The organism is Scytonema hofmannii PCC 7110 (assembly GCF_000346485.2).
Taxonomy (GTDB): domain Bacteria; phylum Cyanobacteriota; class Cyanobacteriia; order Cyanobacteriales; family Nostocaceae; genus Scytonema; species Scytonema hofmannii.
The window spans coordinates 2,073,040-2,091,041 of the sequence record NZ_KQ976354.1 but is presented as its reverse complement, the minus strand read 5'-3'; the positions used below and the strand labels follow the sequence as shown (position 1 = coordinate 2,091,041).

General features: G+C 42.4%; 13 protein-coding genes. 5 read left to right on the top strand and 8 right to left on the bottom strand.

Going from position 1 to position 18,002, the window contains the following annotated elements:
• Positions 1–97: 97 nt before the first annotated feature.
• The 8 genes from WA1_RS09095 to WA1_RS09065 form a co-directional block, all read right to left on the bottom strand.
• Positions 98–1,378: a cytochrome P450 gene (locus WA1_RS09095; protein ID WP_017745373.1), complete on the bottom strand. Its 1,281-nt coding sequence runs from the start codon at positions 1,376–1,378 to the stop codon at positions 98–100.
• A 17-nt stretch (positions 1,379–1,395) separates the two neighbouring features.
• Complete coding sequence (locus WA1_RS09090) at positions 1,396–3,540, bottom strand: AMP-binding protein (RefSeq protein ID WP_017745374.1); 2,145 nt, start codon at positions 3,538–3,540, stop codon at positions 1,396–1,398.
• Between the two features lie 665 nt (positions 3,541–4,205).
• The gene (locus WA1_RS09085; protein WP_017745375.1) at positions 4,206–5,570 is read right to left on the bottom strand and encodes an AAA-like domain-containing protein; all 1,365 of its coding nucleotides are present in this window, start codon (positions 5,568–5,570) and stop codon (positions 4,206–4,208) included.
• A gap of 391 nt (positions 5,571–5,961) precedes the next feature.
• Positions 5,962–6,105, bottom strand: a complete 144-nt coding sequence (locus tag WA1_RS56780) for a hypothetical protein (RefSeq protein ID WP_158516617.1) — start codon at positions 6,103–6,105, stop codon at positions 5,962–5,964.
• A 770-nt stretch (positions 6,106–6,875) separates the two neighbouring features.
• On the bottom strand, positions 6,876–9,200 hold the full coding sequence (locus WA1_RS09080) for a CHASE2 domain-containing serine/threonine-protein kinase (protein WP_017745376.1): 2,325 nt from the start codon (positions 9,198–9,200) through the stop codon (positions 6,876–6,878).
• A 219-nt stretch (positions 9,201–9,419) separates the two neighbouring features.
• Positions 9,420–10,997 (bottom strand): mechanosensitive ion channel family protein, encoded by a 1,578-nt coding sequence (locus WA1_RS09075; RefSeq protein WP_017745377.1) that lies wholly within the window; start codon positions 10,995–10,997, stop codon positions 9,420–9,422.
• Between the two features lie 33 nt (positions 10,998–11,030).
• A complete protein-coding gene (locus WA1_RS09070; protein WP_026134876.1) occupies positions 11,031–12,425 on the bottom strand; it encodes a hypothetical protein in 1,395 nt (464 codons plus the stop codon).
• 25 nt (positions 12,426–12,450) lie between these two features.
• The gene (locus WA1_RS09065) at positions 12,451–12,681 is read right to left on the bottom strand and encodes a hypothetical protein (protein ID WP_017745379.1); all 231 of its coding nucleotides are present in this window, start codon (positions 12,679–12,681) and stop codon (positions 12,451–12,453) included.
• A gap of 591 nt (positions 12,682–13,272) precedes the next feature.
• Here WA1_RS09065 and WA1_RS09060 point away from each other — a divergent pair.
• From WA1_RS09060 to WA1_RS09040, 5 genes are all read left to right on the top strand, one after another.
• Positions 13,273–13,773 carry a DUF2231 domain-containing protein gene (locus WA1_RS09060; protein WP_017745380.1) on the top strand — a complete coding sequence of 167 codons (501 nt, stop codon included), beginning with the start codon at positions 13,273–13,275 and terminating at the stop codon, positions 13,771–13,773.
• Positions 13,770–14,375 (top strand): DUF2231 domain-containing protein, encoded by a 606-nt coding sequence (locus tag WA1_RS09055; RefSeq protein ID WP_017745381.1) that lies wholly within the window; start codon positions 13,770–13,772, stop codon positions 14,373–14,375. Before WA1_RS09060 ends, WA1_RS09055 begins: the two co-directional genes overlap by 4 nt.
• Positions 14,376–14,495: 120 nt before the next feature.
• A complete protein-coding gene (locus WA1_RS09050; RefSeq protein WP_017745382.1) occupies positions 14,496–15,419 on the top strand; it encodes a cytochrome c oxidase subunit II in 924 nt (307 codons plus the stop codon).
• Positions 15,420–15,484: 65 nt separating this feature from the next.
• The gene (gene ctaD / locus WA1_RS09045) at positions 15,485–17,143 is read left to right on the top strand and encodes a cytochrome c oxidase subunit I (protein ID WP_017745383.1); all 1,659 of its coding nucleotides are present in this window, start codon (positions 15,485–15,487) and stop codon (positions 17,141–17,143) included.
• A 226-nt stretch (positions 17,144–17,369) separates the two neighbouring features.
• Positions 17,370–17,972, top strand: coding sequence for a cytochrome c oxidase subunit 3 (locus tag WA1_RS09040; protein WP_017745384.1), 603 nt, complete (start codon positions 17,370–17,372; stop codon positions 17,970–17,972).
• The last annotated feature ends 30 nt before the right edge of the window (positions 17,973–18,002 follow it).

The following is an 18,002-nucleotide window of genomic DNA, read 5'->3' as shown; positions in this document are numbered from 1 at the left end:
AGTTGGAGTTGAAGAATATCTAAAATGTTTCATCGCTTCATCGCTCTGTTGTACATCCTTGAGTTTGGTTCTTAATTCACTGGCTAGCGTTCTTAGCTCAAATCTTAAAGGACACAGGGAGAGCCTTTAGTCCGCGTAGAATGATTTTTTCTTGCCACTCCAGTGTGTCTGTTCGGAGTTTCAACTCGGGCATTCTTTGAATGAGCGTATTGATAGCGATCTGCGCCTGGACGCGTGCAAGCGTGGCTCCCAAACAGGCGTGGATACCGTAGCTAAAGCTAAGATGACGGCTCTTTGGTCGAGTGATGTCTAGTTTATCGGGGTCAGGAAACTGAACTGGATCCCGATTTGCTGCTCCCGTGCAGACAAGAACCTGCTGACCCTTTTGGATTATCTTGTTGTCAATTTCGACGTTTTCAATCGCTGTTCGGACAGTAATCTGTACCGGGCTATCGTAGCGTAACAATTCTTCAACAGCATCTTGGATTAGCGTCGGCTCTTGTTTCAGCTTTTCCATTTGATCGGGGTGACGCAGCAAAGCGAGCATACCATTGCTAATCAGTTTTACCGTAGTTTCTTGACCAGCGGCAAACAACAGTATGCATGTAGCTAACAGCTCATCTTCGCTTAGTTTGTCACCTTCTTCCCTAACTGCAATTAGAGCGCCGATCAGGTCATCCTGCCTACACTGACGCCGTTTAGCAACTAGGCTGCGGAGGTAATCCGTAAACTCCAAAACTACTTTATTGAGATGTTCAAAAATATCTACTGACATCATCGGATCTAAGCAAGAGGCTAGATCGTCCGACCATTCCCTAAGCCGATCGCGATCTTCAGTTGGCACCCCCAGCATTTTAGCAATCACGGTGACAGGCAGTGGTTGGGCGAGATCGGCAACGATGTCCATTACCCCAGAACTCCGAACCTGATTGAGCTTTTCGTTGACGACCTCCTGGATGTAAGGACGTAAGCCCTCAACCACTTGAGGGGTGAAAGCCTTAATCACTAACCTTTGCAGTCGGGTGTGGTCGGGCGGATCTAGAAAGAGAATCCACTTGCTGTTGGTTTGTCCAAGTTGGCTGATTTGTCCTTGCTTTTCCCGAAACCTAATGTCTTGATACTTTCCCCAACGTCGCATATCGGCGCTAAAACGAGAATCACGCAGAACCGCTATAGCATCACTGTAGCGAGTAATAACCCATACACCCATAAAGCTCATATGAACAGGGTCTTCGGAGCGGAGGCGATGGTAGAAGGGATAGGGATCGACACGAAACTCGGGAAGGAAGGGATTAAATGTGACTGCTCTTGCGAAACTGGCGTCACGTCTTTCCCTACTGCTAAAAATATTTTTGGAATTATTGTCAGTTAAGTTCATTTCAACTCTCCTCTGTGTTACCTACTGACAAACTCAGTACTTGGCGAAAGACTGCTGTTTTTAACTATGTGCTGGGCAAGAGCCTCTATGCTAGGGTAATCCCAGAAGATAGTGGGTTCTAAATTACATCCAAGCCACTGTGCCAAATCACCGCAGAGTCCGAGTGCCACCGCCGAATCCAAACCATAGCGAACAAAGGGTTCTTGAATATCTATCTCATCAGAGTGGATTTTTAGCTGCTTGGCCATTTGAGTAACCAACCAGCGCTGAATGGTTTCTTCAGTTGAAACCAAGTTTGGCAAATGCGATCGCTCTCTAAAATTGTTTTCATTTGATTCAGTTTGTTGTTCGGGAGCTTGCATCTGCTGCCACAGGGATTTTACTTCCGCCTGTAGACCCTGGAGATCTACTTCGCTTTGAGGATTCTCGATCCAATCCGCCACCACATCCAGGCTAACAGCTAGAAATCCACTCCGGCAAGCATGGCGCTGAATCTTGCCACTAGAAGTTTTTGGGACGCTCCCCGTCTTGAGTAGCAATATCGCATAAACTTGAATTTCATGCTGTTGCGTCACTGCTTTGCGGATCGCCGTGACCACTTCATTGACATCCAGATTCCGTAGATAATTACGCTCTACCTCAAAAGCAATGGCCAGTCGCTCTTCTCCATGCACATCGACTGAAAACGCCGCCCCGTAACCCTGTCGTAATGCCGGATGGCTCCGTTCTACTGTCAGTTCAATATCCTGGGGATAGTGGTTACGACCTCGGATTATGATTAAGTCTTTGAGCCGACCGGTGACGAACAACTCACCATCCTTTAAGAACCCCAAATCTCCCGTGCGCAGAAATGGTCCTGTTCCCGTGTCTGCTAAGTAGGCTTGGAAGGTACGTTGCGTTTCTTCAGGAAGGTCCCAATACCCCTGAGCCACGCTGGGACCTGATACCCAAATCTCACCCACTTCATTAGGCAAACAACAGGTCAAAGTCTCAGGATGGGCAATAATAATCTGTTGCTCCAGTAAGGTTTGACCACACCCAACTAGGGTTCGGGCTTCATAATTCTCTTTATAAGTTGAAACCACCCGTTTTTGTTCAAGGGCATCTCTCTGGATAGTTTCAAACACTGGTGGGGCTACCTTGAGACCACCAGAAACGATCAAAGTCGTTTCGGCCATCCCGTAGCAGGGGTAGAAGGCACTGGAGCGAAAGCCACAGGGCGCAAACACTTCTGAAAATCTTTCAATTGTGTCGCTATGCACAGGCTCAGCTCCATTAAAAGCCACATCCCAACTACTGAGATCAAGACTGGACAGTTGTTCTGGAGTAATCTTGCGGCTACACAAATCGTAGGCAAAATTAGGTCCGCCACTAGTAGTCCCCCTATAACGGGAAATAGCCTCAAGCCAGCGGATAGGGCGTTGCAGAAAAGCAACCGGAGACATGAGAATACAGTGAATACCCAAGTACAACGGTTGCAGTATATTACCAATTAAACCCATGTCATGATATAGAGGCAACCAGCTAACACCGATGGTTTTGTCTGTATGCTGAAAGCCAGTCTGGATCACTTGCTGATTGTGCAGCAGATTCCCGTGACTTACCATCACTCCCTTCGGTGTACCCGTAGAGCCTGACGTGTACTGAAGAAAAGCCAGGGAGCCGCAAGTGATTTCCGGTTCTTGCCATGCTTTTGCTTGGTTGTTGGCAATCCGCTCCGTGGCTAGCCAGTTCAACTGTGCCAATTCGGAATTTTGGGCAAAGTGAACCTCTATGTTGCCCAACAGCGATGTGGTGGTGAGCGCTATCGACGCCTGTGCATTTGCCACAATCGCCTGCAACCTGGACATATTCTGGTTACGACGGGGTGGATAAGCGGGAACCGCTACAACTCCCGCATACAAACACCCGAAAAAGGCGGCAATGAATTCCAGACCAGATGGATACAGCAGCAGCGCTCGGGAGCCAGTAGCTCCAAGGGACTGCAGATAGGCGGCGATGGCACGCGCCTGCCGATCCAATTCTTGATAAGTCAACCTTGAGCTTTCTGTTTCTCCATCCTGTAGAAAAGTAAAAGCTAGTTTGTGTGACTGGTGTACTGCTCTGTAGCGCAACAGGTCTACGAACGTGGAAAATTTAAAATCATTTAAAGAGTCGGTCATCTTATTCTTTTCTCCAAAAATCAAAGCTAGCTACCTTGAGTCAAATGAAAAAAGTCACCCTTAGCCTTGTGCCTGCTGAACGCTGACAAGACTATTTTCTGCACCGATATCAATCCCTGTTTCATATGACGACCAGCTTGGCGCATAATTTAAACTGGAGGGCGTTCCAGTTTCTCACCTCGAGCGGCTTGTAATAAACTGTTATTTGTCATATTTTTCTCCAAACAAATGGTTAGTTCAGGGATGTTAGGGGTTGGTAGCCAAAATTAGAGTTAACTCCGATCGCTCTATTGACAACCTGGGTGGTTTTTTTGTTCTATCCACTTCAGCTTGTTGCTTCTCTCTTGCTGTAACTATATTCCTAATAAATTTTAAAGAGTACAATAGGGAAAAATCGGAGGTCTTTCCAAACAAATTAGTGAGAATAATGAGGAAGTAGGAAAAAGTCAGTAGAGTTTACAAACGACAAAAACCCTCACCGCGCCTTAGTTCTCCCTTTCTTATCTTGAGAGAACAGCACTTGGTGAAGGCATTTTTGATAAGTGTTAAGTAGAATTTATAGGATTTATTCTAAATTCCTATCAATGGAATAAAGCAACAAACAACTTGTTAACTCAATAACTAAAGTGAGATAGAACCAGAGCAATGGCTATTACGTTCAGGTTTTATAACACTCTGTGGAAATACTCGCGGTACAAATGGCAACTGGGCATCACCTGATTGTCCTGTCGCTGCACTAATCCCATACTGTGTAACTTATAAATTTGCAATGAATCTAATTCCACTGGCTCAAGTGAGGTGACCACCTTTTTTAAAGCTGCTTTTAAAGCTTGAACCTCTTCCGAGCCTCGTTGCAGCATCTCCAAGTACTTCCGCAAATGGTTGCTGTAAATTCCTGCTTCTGTGGCAGCATTTTGTAATAGCTGCTGAAGGGTTGTCTTTCCAGAGGAGACTTCATACATGGCTAAGCATACCAGATAAGGATGCCCCCCTACAACCTTCATTAATTCTTCTACCTGAATATCGTTCCAATCCAATCCATAAAGGTGAGCCAAATCTTTCACCTGCTTGCGGTCAAATTCCAGCAACGCCACGGGCACTCCTGCGTTAAAGGGGGATTGATTCATATCTAAGGGAATATAAACTTCGGTAGAATGTGCCATTACCAGACGTAGTTGTTTCCATTGCTCGGAAATTTTCCCCTTTTCGTGCCAGTTTCGCAGCATTCCAAAAAAGTCCTCAATGACTTCGTTATAAGGAAAAATCCGATCCACTTCATCCAATCCCAAGACTAAAGGACAGTCTATTTCCGGCAATAAATACTCCTCAAAGTACACCGTGCAGTTATCGTTGCTACCGAGAATTTCTGTATCCCAATAATCTTTTAACCGATTTTCTAACTTTAACTTGCGACCAACCATCAAACACAGCCAGCGCAAAAACTTATCCAAATTCGTTAAAATTGCCCGCTCTACAGAGCTTAAATCCAAATATACCGTTTGGCAATTTTGAGATTCAGCATAAGCTAGAACCCTAGTCATTAATGAGGTTTTGCCCATCAGGTTCGGTGCTTTAATCCGAATCAACGAACCAGGTTTGACAACTGTCTCGTAACAAACAGACTCAATGCCATCTCGCTCTACGTAAAAAGGAGAACTCAGAGGAACCGATCCCCCAGGAAAAGGTGGTTCTGCACTAAGGGTTGATATTGGTAACCTTGTATTAATAGTAGAAGGCTGAGATTGTTGCCTTTCCCATGCCCTTTCCAAAGCTCTTTTAAAGTTACTCTTTGTAACCTCTTCTCCGAAAGCCTCTGACAGCTTCTGCCATAACTGAGGCCCAACATCTCCCCGAAGGTAATTTACAGAAAGGTGGTACTGCTCTGCCATCTTTTCGTAGGTCAGACCCTGCCACGAACCTTGAAGCACGTTCATTTCAACATCTTTAAGGTATTCTTCAAGATGATTGAAAACTGTTTGCTCGGCAACCTGTTTGGCTTGTTCCCAAGAAAAGGCTAATTTTGAGATCATGGGTGCTTGTACATTCAGCTTTGTTTTACACTTTGACTACACGGCTTCAGCCCAACTTTCCGCTTAGGGATTTTCGGATATAGTTTTTTACTCTATTTAAAGTTAATGTAACAAAATATGCAGCAACTAAGCAATTAACACAATTGTTCTCTTATTTTTCACAAGTTCCCCATGAACGATAAGTTTTTATTGATACATACAATCATTATCTCCTCATAAGTCAGCTAATTCACCATCTTACACCTATATGTGTACCTAAGGCAGGATAATATCTGTCGAACTTACAGACTTACAAACTGACAAAGTGAAAATCCTGACCATAGCAAACGGAAAAGGTGGCGCACTTAAGACCACAACCGCTTCAGAACTGCCGCCATCCTCTCAAAAAAATTCAACACTCTGCTAGTTGATGCCGACCCGCAAAAATCTGCATCATGGTGGGGCGATAAGCTGGGTACAGCTTGCGCCGAAGCGATAAGCCGGGTACGGCTTGCGCCAAGGGCGATCGCGGCGAAATGCCGTTTGAACTCTCCACCGAAACTGACCCCAAACTCCGCGCCCAAGCTGCGTCAAGTTCGAAGAATTTATATCTGACAGACAAGAATTACAAACGCTACTCTCGATATTGTTGACTAATTCTGATTGGGAAATGATTGCTACAGCCGCCGCAAATTCTGTACGAGAGCAGGTTCTACATCAAGTTGATACTGAGAAAGTTTCTGCATAGGTAAGAGCAGCTTTAGCCTCTTACACGCAGCAATTGCCAGCATCGTTAATTATTTTCTGGTGGAAAAATTTGTAATCAGAGTGGTACAGCGCACCATTATGATGGTGCCAAAAGTGGTACAGCCCACCATTGGAGTGGTGCTAATAGGAGTTTTTATCAGTAATTTCTGGAAACAAGGGCAGTAGTTGGGAAGGCGTCGGAGATTTAACTACGCACACAAAGTATTATTTATCGGTTTGCCGATAGACATATGATATATTTACAGCATGACATATGTGATTAGTATTACTTTAATCCTACATCCTAGGTTATTCCCTCTATACTTTTACTAAACTCCTATACCCGTCCTACTCACTTCCAGAATAATTATTTAATTAAAAAGTCAACCGTAATTTACTTTCTTATTCAGTAGCATGAATTTTCGAAAAATGCCTGTAAGCTAGACAATACAAGGCTTTACAGACTATTTTGCATAATTTTACAAGGTTCTCGGCGCAATGCCATGTAAGGGCGCAAGGCATTGCGCCCCTACCAAGACTTTCGGGTAATGCATGATTAATTTCTGGAGATGTCTATAATTAAAATTTAAAATCCAACAGCACTTCAGCAGCAGATTGATAGCGATCGCTAAAATGATACCGCACCATCTTATCTAAAATTGCTGCTAAATTTTCGCTGACTTGTGCGCGATGTCGCCACATAACAGAACCAGTATCTGGGTTGGGCTGAAGTTCCTGAGGTAACAATCCTGTCACTGCTTGAATGCCAATCATACCGACAGCATAAATATCGCTACACAAGCGCGGATGTCCTGCAAATTGTTCTGGTGGTGCGTAACCTCGCGTTCCAATGGCAACTGTTGCTAATTCTGTTTGCTCGCTGCTAGATGGTTGCATCATTTTAACTGCACCAAAGTCAATTAGCACTAGGCGATTATCAAAGCTACGTCTGAGAATATTATTTGGTTTAATATCTCGATGAATGACGCGATGGTCGTGAACAAATACCAGAATTTCTAAGATTTCTTTTAGTAAAGTCATAACATAAGATTCATTTTGTACTCCCCTTACAGGTGGCAATTCGTCACTAAGAGAATGTCCTTGAATATATTCTTGTACTAAATAAAATTCATGATTGTCCTCAAAGTAAGCTAGCAATTGAGGAATTTGATAATGTTGACCTAAAACTTCTAAAATTTCTGCTTCAGCATCAAATAACCTTCTAGCAACTTGTAAAAACTTTGGATCTCGACGGGCTGGCATCAATTGCTTCACTACGCAAACCGGATTGCCGGGACGTTGCATATCTCGTGCTAAATAAGTGCAACCAAATCCACCCGATCCCAAAACCTTTGTCACATTATAGCGTCCACTGAGTATGGAATCACCACTTGCTTTTTCTAGAGGCTCTACTTTTGGAGTGTGAATGTGTTTATCTTTTATTTCTGTCGTCTCTTTCAAAAGAGTATGTAATTGTTCAATTGCTTCTTTTTGTTTTTCAACTTGTATAAGAATTATCTTTGTTTGCTGTTGGGTTTGATACGTAATATAAATCACAATAGCAACACCACTGGTTACGAATGCGATCGCAGGTGGTACTACTGGTATCCATCCTGCTTGTAAAAATACACTTGTACAAATGACTATTAAACTAATAACGGTTGTACCACCTACAACGATGAGTAGCAAAGGATGCCGCAACCGCCAAGCCAAAGCAGCGCCAACAAGTGACCAAATCCATATCCATACCACTTCTGCCCATTCTGGAAAATACCAAATGAGGGGACGCCCATCTAGAGCTGCACTTATCAACTGGCTTGTTGTCTGTGCGTGAATTAAAGCTGGCGACATTCTTGCTGGTTGGTCTGGTAATGCACTATAGGGGGTGTAAAAACCAGGATGAAGGCTGGGAGTTTTAGTGCCAATAATTACTAGACGGTCTTTGACTAACTTAGGATTAAAAGCCCCGTTTAACACTTGTGTAAGAGTAACTTCCGGTGCAAGGCGATCGGGATGGCGGTAATTTAACATAATTTGATAGCCACCAGCATCTATCCTTTTATAACCACCAGCATCACTTGTTAAAGATGTAAAAATTGCTTTTAATTTGTGATTTTTTGTCTGACTCAATATCATGTTTTTTTGATTAGGATAATCTGGTTTAATTCCCTCTTTTTCCAAATAACTCATTGCCAGTACAGTAGCAAATGATGCGGCTGTTGTACATTTTTGATCTTCAGAATGAGCAAATAACAAACTTCGGCGAACAATACCATCATCATCTGTCAATAAATCGGTAAATCCTACGTTGTTTATAGATAAATTTGGTGGAGGTGCAATTTCCTGAGTTCCTACACTGCTGAATGCACACACGCTAATGATATTATCTCGGTCTTTTAAACCAGACGCAAAATTTTCTTGTTCCGATCTATATAAATTAACCCCAATAATTCGTGGTTGGTATGATTGTAATTTTGCCAATAACTGGTTGATTTTACTATCTGATAGTGGCCATTTTTGTGTCCGAACATCATCTTCGGTTACTGACACTAGCACTAGACGCGAATCAGTTGCTTCTAAGGAACGCAACCGCAACATTTGGTCATATGCCTTTAGTTCTACCGACTGCAATAATTTCAGTTCTCGAACTCCCACTAATAAAGCCGTGACTCCCACACTAGCGCTCAGAATAGTGAACAACCACTTGAAAGGGGTATTGTTGCGACGGTCATCAGAGATGATTTCTTGAGGAGCCTCAGTCAAAGCCGCGTCCTGTTTCTTTTGAGCGACAAACGTATCACTATGGCGATTTTGCCTCTGTAAAGGAAATTGGGACGTTCTTCGAGTCAAACGAACCCAATCTTTTGCTAAAGTGGCACGCAGTTTTTCAAAGAGTTCAGTCATCACGGGAGTACGGCAACCGCCAGATTTTGGTGGGATAATCCAATGCTATACCGTTGAGTAGCCAAATAATGGAGTAAAATCGAAACCATAATGCTTTAATTTTCCTTTGACACTGTTGGTCACAATATTAAAGCTTTTTTAGATTTATTACCTCAATGAGCGTTATCCAGCAAAGTAGTGCTGCCTACTGCCACTGGTGGGACTCTTGCCCATTTGTTACTATCTATCTTTGGAGAAACCGTAAATTTCAATCTCTTCCTGGCTAAAGGTTTCCTTTAATATCTTGCGGAGAACACGCTGGATATGAAGGTGTTTTCCAGGCTTGACCTTTGTCCGCGTGAGAAGTAACAGGTTATGCTCCCCAAATTTTTCTAATCCAGCTACCTGCGTGGCTTCCAGGACATCCTGGTAATCATCTTTTAACTGCTGTCCTACCCTCTCAATAACCTTGTATACACGATCTAAATTAGAGTTATAGGAAACGCCAACTTCCACTTTTGCATAAATGTACTGCTTAGAGTAGTTGATAATCGATCCAATATCGCCATTGCGAATAATCTGTAATTGACCATCGGGATGTCGGATGTGAGTAGTTCTCAACTCAATAGCCTCCACAATTCCCTCAACGCATCTCTCTTCAATTTTCCCAGCTTCAACATAATCACCCACCAAGTAATAATTTTCAAACAGGATAAAAAATCCACAAACGACATCATTAATGAGGTTTTGTGCCCCAAAACCAATTGCTATACTTACAATCCCTGCACCTGCTAAGATAGGCGTGGCATCAATGCCAATAAGCTTGAGGACAGTAACTCCAGCGCTGAAGTAGATGAGATATTTGACAAAACTCCGCATTAAGGGGATGAGCGTCATTCGTCTCTGTTTCTGTAAATCATTTAAATCTGAAATTCTGATGTAGAACTCCTCAAGAATGAAGTTGGCGACTTCAATCAAAACATTGCTGAGAAAGAAAATACCAATAATCTGAATGATGATAGAAGTATAAACACTTATCCAAGCGATAAACTCTATTTGTGGAACAATAAGAGTTACCATGCTAATATAGAGAACGTATTCCAGACATTTTTTGAAGAGTGGGATCAGGTGGCGAAAATGCTCGTAAAAACGCAGCAGATTGTTAGAATTGGAGTATTTAAGACTGAGAGCATCAAGGGTGTCGATGATGGTAGAAACAGCTTTGACAATGAGTAAACCAACTGAGACAATGATATAAATTTTTAAGGCAATGTAAAGATATTTTTCAACGACTTCTGGAAAATAGAGAAATTGAGAGCATAGGATGGCAGATAAGATCCAGATGCTGTTAGTAATAATTCTTTTTAAAACCCTAAAAAAAGCCTCGGTGCTGTCATCATTAGCCTTAATTTGATCGAATTTCTGAGCCACAACGCAAACCCAGTCTATAGCCCGGTGTAACAATGGTATGCTCCAGTTAACCAACATGAGTAGGCTAACAGTTTTTAAGCTTGCCGTGACAAGATTTACCCAGAATTCGGTAGGAATACTTTGAATTAAGTTGAGTTGAAATTCCTTTACATTGTCACCTCGATAAATTACCACCCCATTGACACCTATCAGCAGAAGACACAGCACCACACAAAGAAAAATCAAAAATCTGCTGATATTCCGGCGCAGGGTGGCGATCTTCTCAGTTCTCTCATTCAGCCAAGAAATTTTAACAATCTGCTTGCAGGTTATTCCAATCAGCCAGTTAAACAGGGAGAAAATGAATACCACAAAACCGACTTCAACTAATATAATTACTATATTCATGTTTGGGTTGTATTCCAAAAACAACTTACGTCATCACTCTTGCATTCCAGCATATAGAAGTCTCACAAATAAGCGAACGCCATCGTCTTTTTTTAAAGTAGAATAAGATGGAGCTTCACTGCTACCGATCGCACGCAAATCTGACAGCAGTTCTGGATGGAATTGGCAAGTGAAGGAGCGTCGAATTTTCTTGGTCTCAAAATCTTTATAGTTAATGCAGGTAGCCGAACATTCTGTGACTATTTCACCATCAATCGCTGTCGAACAGAGAATTTCAACGGAGTCGGGCAGTTGTATCAGCCATGACAGAGGACTTCCAGCTATAATGTGTCGATAAGGAACAATGGCGTCATGAATACTGCGGTATGCCCAGTTAGCAAACAGTATGGCTTCTTCGTTGACTTCATCTGAGTGAAACATCGAAATCGATACTTCACGCTCGTACTGAATCGTCGTGTCAATTACACCTTCATGGCTGTCAGCTGTCACATCATGGGCATGGATGAGTTCCCAGGGAAAACCTAAGGCATCGCCGTCGGGAGACTGATATGGCAACAGGACGCGATCGCCAACTTCCTTTGTTTCATTGAGCGTTACTGCAAAATGGGCATCATTCCAGCCAAAAGCAACAGTGCGTCCATCACGCTTTTTGACTTGGAGTGTTTTGCCCATAGCTTGAATGCGAAGAGCAACCTCTTGCAGCGATTTGATTGCTCTACCATCTCGATCGCGATCCATTGATATTATGCCCAGAACTTGTTGGACTGCTTTTCGGAGCAGTCGTATATGACTTTCAGCAGCTAGCTGATGCCCTATACAAATGAAGATTGCGACGGCACTATTGGGCGATCGCGAGATGAGTAATTTTTCTACTAAGGCAAACATATGCTCTTGCGAGCATGCCGGACTTGTCCAAGTGGATGGATCGTAGGTCGATGGCTCGCCTCCTTCGACGACCACAGCATAACCGGAGGTGATTGCTGGAACGACTATTTCTGGATCTATGATTCCACAAGACCAAACAGGCAACAATATTGAGTCTATGTCGGCGACTTTTTGGGCAATGTAGGCAACGTTTTTGGAAGCCCGAACCCATTCGCCGAGAGCGTTCTGACCCACATATTTCCACGGTTCGATAATGGTTATAGAATTACGTAACAAACTGGGATGCAACAGTAGAAACTCAAAGTCTGAGCGTGAATTAATCACTTTCTCTAATGGCGATGCGTGTCCCCACTCAAAAATGCTGTCTTCCGCAAATAGTTCTTTTTCAGCGAGGGGATCGACAGAAGTTCTGTCTGCTAAAAAACGTCCTAACAAAATATGTACAGATTCAAAATCTGCATAGCCTGACTGCAAGTAGCCCGGAGTTAATCGCCAAAAGGCTGTGGCAGTTTGATTCTGATGAGATTTGATAACTTCAATCATAGCTTGAATAAATCCTTCCATCCTACTATAAAATGCCCTTTGTGCGCCCATCAAGAATAAAATTATCAAAATTAATCGTGTCAGCGCCAGCAGTGTTATTAGCTTGAGTAATAGCATCGTGCAGAGAACCAGCGCTACTGTCATTAGTACCAGTAACTAGAAAAATGAATTTACGTGGTCGTGTGATTGCAGCTTGGAAAGCGAATTTTTGACAACGAACGTCAGGCAAACTAGGACTAGCTTCCTCTACTTTCATCGGCTGAAAAGTTTCGAGAAGCTGATAAATATCATAGGCAAGGTCTTCTAGTTTCGCCCATTTTAAATAGGTAATCTTCTAGCGGTTCGGGAGTAGGTCACAAGACACCGCGATCGGAACTGGTATGAATCTCAAGTAGAAGTCGATTATGTCTTTTTGGATTTAACAATAATACTTGGCACTTTCAGACAAAGGTTTTGTTACGCTGCTGTTTTTTTTGATTTATGCAAAAATATCATGAGATACACAAAATTTATTTACATAAGTTTAAGATACTTAACAGTGGTAAATACCTTTAAGAAAAGAGTTTACTACTAACTTATAAACTCGTCCGGTATGGTGCTGCTATTTGGACAGGTGTGAAGTCCGATCTGAGTTGTTATAGGCGTCGAAAGTTAGAAGTCAAAAGTAGGAATACTTATTTTTGAGTTAAGTCAGAACTCAAAAGACAAAAGTGTATTTTTGACTTTTTAACTTGAAATTTTGATTTAGGAGTAACTTTATCTAAATAGTTAGTAGTTACAAGTTAGTACAAAAAAACAATAACTACTAGCCAATAACTACTAACCACTAACCATTAAGGAGAATACCATGCTGGCGTATCTTCCACTTTTGAATGACCATAACTTACCGTATCCCGATACAATGCATCCCATCGTTGTCCACTTCGTAATCGCGATGGTGTTGTTTGCCTTTTTGTGCGATGTCGTTGGATACTTTACCCGCAACCACCGTCTTTTTGAAGTGAGTTGGTGGAATATGTTTTTCGCTACAATTTCCATCTTCGTTGCCATCATTTTTGGTCAGTTTGAAGCAGGTTTGGCAGAACCTTATAATGCAGCTCGACCAATCCTAAATATACACACCATCATTGGTTGGTCGCTTTCTGGAATTCTGGCTGTCATCACAGCTTGGCGTTATGTAATTCGTGCTCGCACTCCATACAAAGTGCCAATTTATTATCTAGCAGCAGCTTTGTTATTAACTGTTTTAGTAGGCATACAGGTGTATTTCGGAGATGAACTGGTTTGGGTTTATGGACTACATACTGTACCAGTTGTTGAAGCCATGAAGGAGGGCTTACTACAATGAATCCTGAAGTGATTGACCAATTAAAAACTCAGCTTGGGGCAAATGGTTTACCCTATGCCATACCCATTCATCCAAACTTAGTCCATCTCACTCTAGGTTTGTTCATTCTTGGAGTTGTCTTTGATTTTATTGGTGTGTTGTTTCCTTTACAAAAACCAATCTTCAAGTTTTTGGCAATTCCTGTGATACGTTCCAACTTCTTTGATGCTGGCTGGTACAATATGCTGGCTTCAGCAGTCATCACATTTTTTACGGTAGCAGCAGGTTTTTATGAAATCCTGCTGGCAGAACCAGCCACTCATGTGAAGAGTGCTTGGGGATTACAAGCGATAGACACAATGCTTTGGCATGGTGTAGGTGGTGTTTTTCTTCTGTCATTAATTGTCGGTATGACTATCTGGAGAGGATTTCAGCGCTTCATTTGGCGCAAGGACGATAGCCAAGAAGTGCAGTGGACATATTTACTCTCCGGGCTGTTCCTCATGTCCCTCATGTACGTTCACGGAACGCTAGGAGCACACCTAGCTGCTGAGTTTGGGGTTCACAACACCGCCGATATGTTATTGCGATTGGGCAAAGACCCTAACTTACTACTCAAATAGATGTTGGTTAGTAGTTAGTAGTTAGTAGTTATTAGTTAGTAGAAAAATTAACAACCAACAACTAACAACCAACAACTAACAACTAACAACTAACAACTAACATTCAACAATTTTGTCACTATGAAAACCCGAAATATTTTGCTCCTGAGTGCGTGTGCTCTCGCCTTAACTGCTGCTAGTCTTTGGATAGGACAACAGGCATATTCCTGGCTACCCCCTCAAGCGGCAGTAGAATCGCGACTCTTTGATGAATTATTTAGCTTCTTGGTAACATTAGGAGCATTTATCTTCCTTGGAGTCACAAGCACACTGATGTATTCAGTTCTTTTCCATCGAGCTGAGAGGTACGATACAAGCGATGGTCCTCCTATTGAAGGAAATGTAACCTTGGAAGTTATTTGGACGGCAATTCCTGTATTGCTAGTATTTTGGATTGCTGGATACAGCTACCAAATTTATGAGCAAATGGGAATTCAAGGACCCATGGAGGCTGTTCACGTGCATATGCCAATCGGGATAGAATCAGCATATGCTGCACCAGTCAACAAGGACACAAAAAATACGAATGCGATACCAGTTGAAGACATCGAAGTCGATGCCAAACAGTGGGCTTGGGTTTTTCGGTATCCAGAAACAGGAGTTACCAGTACCGAACTGCACTTACCCGTAAATCATCGCATTCGTTTAGCAATGCAGTCAGAAGATGTTCTCCACGGCTTTTATATTCCTGCTTTTCGAGTCAAGCAAGATATTATTCCTCAGCGCAAAATTGATTTTGAGTTCACACCTATTCGCCCAGGTAAATATAGCTTGACAGATTCCGAATTTAGCGGTACATACTTTGCAACCATGCAGGCAGATGTCGTGGTTGAATCCTTAGAAGACTACAAAAAGTGGCTTGCAAAAGCAGCAATGCACAAACCATCTCCTGCAAGCAATCAAGCAGCATCCGAGTATGCTCAAGCACTAAAAGCGCCAGTGAAAGCAGGTTGGACAACAGTAGTCCCCGCACAACCACCTCTAGTCAATTACAGTGACCAGTGACCGTAGGTTGGGTTGAGGAACGAAACCCAACATAACAGTGAAAAATGACAAAGGACAAATGACAAATGACAAATATTTCTGTAAATGATATTAGCGTGACTGGTGAGAAATCTCACCATGAAACAGCTGCATCAGATTGGAAACGATATTTTAGCTTTAGTACTGACCATAAAGTCATTGGAATTCAGTATATTGTCACCGCTTTCCTTCTCTTTTTGATAGCTGGCATATTTGCAATGGTCATTCGTGGGGAATTAATTACCCCAGAATCAGACCTTATTGACCGGACTGTTTATAACGCCATGTTCACCATGCACGGCACGGTGATGCTGTTTGGTTGGACATTCCCAGTTTTAGCAGGTTTTGCTAACTATCTTGTTCCCTTGATGATTGGAGCGCAAGATATGGCGTTTCCACGACTTAATGCTGTTGCCTTTTGGATGGTACCAGTGGCAGCTATTCTCCTGATGGTGAGTTTTTTAGTACCGGGTGGTCCAGCACAAGCAGGTTGGTGGTCTTATCCTCCTATCAGTCTGCAAAACCCAACTGGTAACCTAATCAATGGTGAATTTATTTGGTTGTTGGCAGTAGCCGTGTCAGGTATCTCCTCAATTATGGGGGCAGTTAACTTTGTCACCACGATTTTCAAGATGCGAGCACCAGGGATGACATTTTTCCGCATGCCTGTTTTTGTCTGGGCTGTCTTAAGTGCTCAGATTATCCAACTGTTTGGATTGCCTGTATTGACAGCAGGTGCAGTTATGCTCTTATTTGACTTAACAGTTGGAACTAGCTTTTTCGATCCGGTTAAGGGAGGAGATCCCATTCTTTTCCAACACTTCTTTTGGTTCTACTCCCATCCTGCTGTTTACGTCATCATTCTGCCAGTTTTCGGTATTTTTTCAGAAATCTTTCCAACTTTTTCTCGCAAACCCTTATTTGGTTATAAAGTTGTCGCCATTTCATCCCTTGTTATTGCTGGAGTTAGCGGTATAGTTTGGGTACACCATTTGTTTGTCAGTGGTACTCCAGCTTGGATGCGGTTGTTTTTCATGCTGACGACAATGTTTGTGTCTGTACCAACTGGCATTAAAGTGTTCGCTTGGACTGCAACGATTTGGGGCGGTAAACTGCAATTTGATACACCGATGCTGTTTGCATTTGGTGCATTAATACTGTTTGTTTTTGCTGGCATTACTGGCATTACTCTTTCTTCAGTTCCAATTGATGTCCATGTCAACAATACATATTATGTGGTAGGTCATTTTCACTACGTACTGTATGGCACGGTAACTATGGGGTTATATGCAGCCATTTATTACTGGTTCCCTAAAATGACTGGCCGTATGTACTATGAAGGTTGGGGTAAACTCCACTTCTGGCTTGCCTTCATTGGTACTAATCTCAACTTTTTCCCCATGCATCCATTAGGATTGCAAGGAATGCTGCGTCGAGTTTCTTCTTACGCTCCAGAGTATGAGATGTGGAACATTATTGCTAGTATTGGAGCCTTTCTTTTAGGTATGTCTACTTTACCCTTCATTATTAATATGGTAGCTGCTTGGATGCACGGTCCAAAAGCGCCTAATAATCCTTGGCGAGCAATTGGATTGGAGTGGTTAGTGTCTTCACCACCTCCAGTAGAGAATTTTGAAGAACTTCCAATTGTTGTGTCTGGACCTTACGGGTACGGCAAATCTGAACCATTAGTTGAAAATCGTTAATAGTTAGTTGTTGGTTGTTGGTTGTTAGTTGCTAGTAGAGCATAATCATTAAAAACCGTATGTTATTTAGGCACATCATTGCGAGGAGCGAAGCAACGCGGCAATCCAAAATTATCCGGTAATTATCGATTATGCTCTACTAGTTGTGAATTTAAGCACTAACCACTAACAACTAACCACTAACAACTAACCACTAACCACTAACCCTTAAAGGAGAATTTATCCAATGGACAGTTCCATCGTTTCAGAAGAGTTACATCATGCCGCACACGGGCATATTCACGATGAAGAAGGCAACAAGATGTTTGGCTTCATTGTGTTTTTGATCTCGGAGACTTTTATTTTCCTCAGTTTTTTTGCAGGATATACTATTTACAAAACAACTGCTATAGACTGGTTACCGCCTGGTGTTTCAGGGTTAGAAATTAAAGAACCCGCAATAAACACAGTAGTTCTTGTTTCGAGTAGCTTCGTCATTTACTTGGCAGAACGTGCTCTTCAACGTCATGATTTAACAAAGTTTCGCCTGTTTCTAATGCTTTCGATCGCAATGGGAACTTATTTTCTTGTAGGACAGGCGATCGAATGGAGTCACCTTTCCTTTGGTTTTACCACAGGAGTTTTTGGTGGAATGTTCTACCTGCTAACTGGCTTCCACGGTTTGCACGTTTTCACTGGCATTCTGTTGCAATTGATTGTTTTTGGGCGCTCTTTTATTCCAGGTAACTACGATTCAGGGCATTTTGGTGTCAATGCCACTTCACTATTTTGGCACTTTGTTGATGTCATTTGGATTGTTTTGTTTATCCTTATTTACCTCTGGCAATAATCGCATTGACTGTGAATGCCTGCAAGATAC

What these genes read in the sequence shown, in the direction of transcription:
- WA1_RS09040 (WP_017745384.1), top strand. Translation starts at nt 17,370, where the DNA reads ATGGACAGTTCCATCGTTTCAGAAGAGTTACATCATGCCGCACACGGG.
- WA1_RS09070 (WP_026134876.1), bottom strand. Translation starts at nt 12,425, where the DNA reads ATGATTGAAGTTATCAAATCTCATCAGAATCAAACTGCCACAGCCTTT.
- WA1_RS09050 (WP_017745382.1), top strand. Translation starts at nt 14,496, where the DNA reads ATGAAAACCCGAAATATTTTGCTCCTGAGTGCGTGTGCTCTCGCCTTA.
- WA1_RS09095 (WP_017745373.1), bottom strand. Translation starts at nt 1,378, where the DNA reads ATGAACTTAACTGACAATAATTCCAAAAATATTTTTAGCAGTAGGGAA.
- WA1_RS09075 (WP_017745377.1), bottom strand. Translation starts at nt 10,997, where the DNA reads ATGAATATAGTAATTATATTAGTTGAAGTCGGTTTTGTGGTATTCATT.
- WA1_RS09060 (WP_017745380.1), top strand. Translation starts at nt 13,273, where the DNA reads ATGCTGGCGTATCTTCCACTTTTGAATGACCATAACTTACCGTATCCC.
- ctaD (WP_017745383.1), top strand. Translation starts at nt 15,485, where the DNA reads ATGACAAATATTTCTGTAAATGATATTAGCGTGACTGGTGAGAAATCT.
- WA1_RS09055 (WP_017745381.1), top strand. Translation starts at nt 13,770, where the DNA reads ATGAATCCTGAAGTGATTGACCAATTAAAAACTCAGCTTGGGGCAAAT.
- WA1_RS09065 (WP_017745379.1), bottom strand. Translation starts at nt 12,681, where the DNA reads ATGAAAGTAGAGGAAGCTAGTCCTAGTTTGCCTGACGTTCGTTGTCAA.
- WA1_RS09090 (WP_017745374.1), bottom strand. Translation starts at nt 3,540, where the DNA reads ATGACCGACTCTTTAAATGATTTTAAATTTTCCACGTTCGTAGACCTG.
- WA1_RS09080 (WP_017745376.1), bottom strand. Translation starts at nt 9,200, where the DNA reads ATGACTGAACTCTTTGAAAAACTGCGTGCCACTTTAGCAAAAGATTGG.
- WA1_RS09085 (WP_017745375.1), bottom strand. Translation starts at nt 5,570, where the DNA reads ATGATCTCAAAATTAGCCTTTTCTTGGGAACAAGCCAAACAGGTTGCC.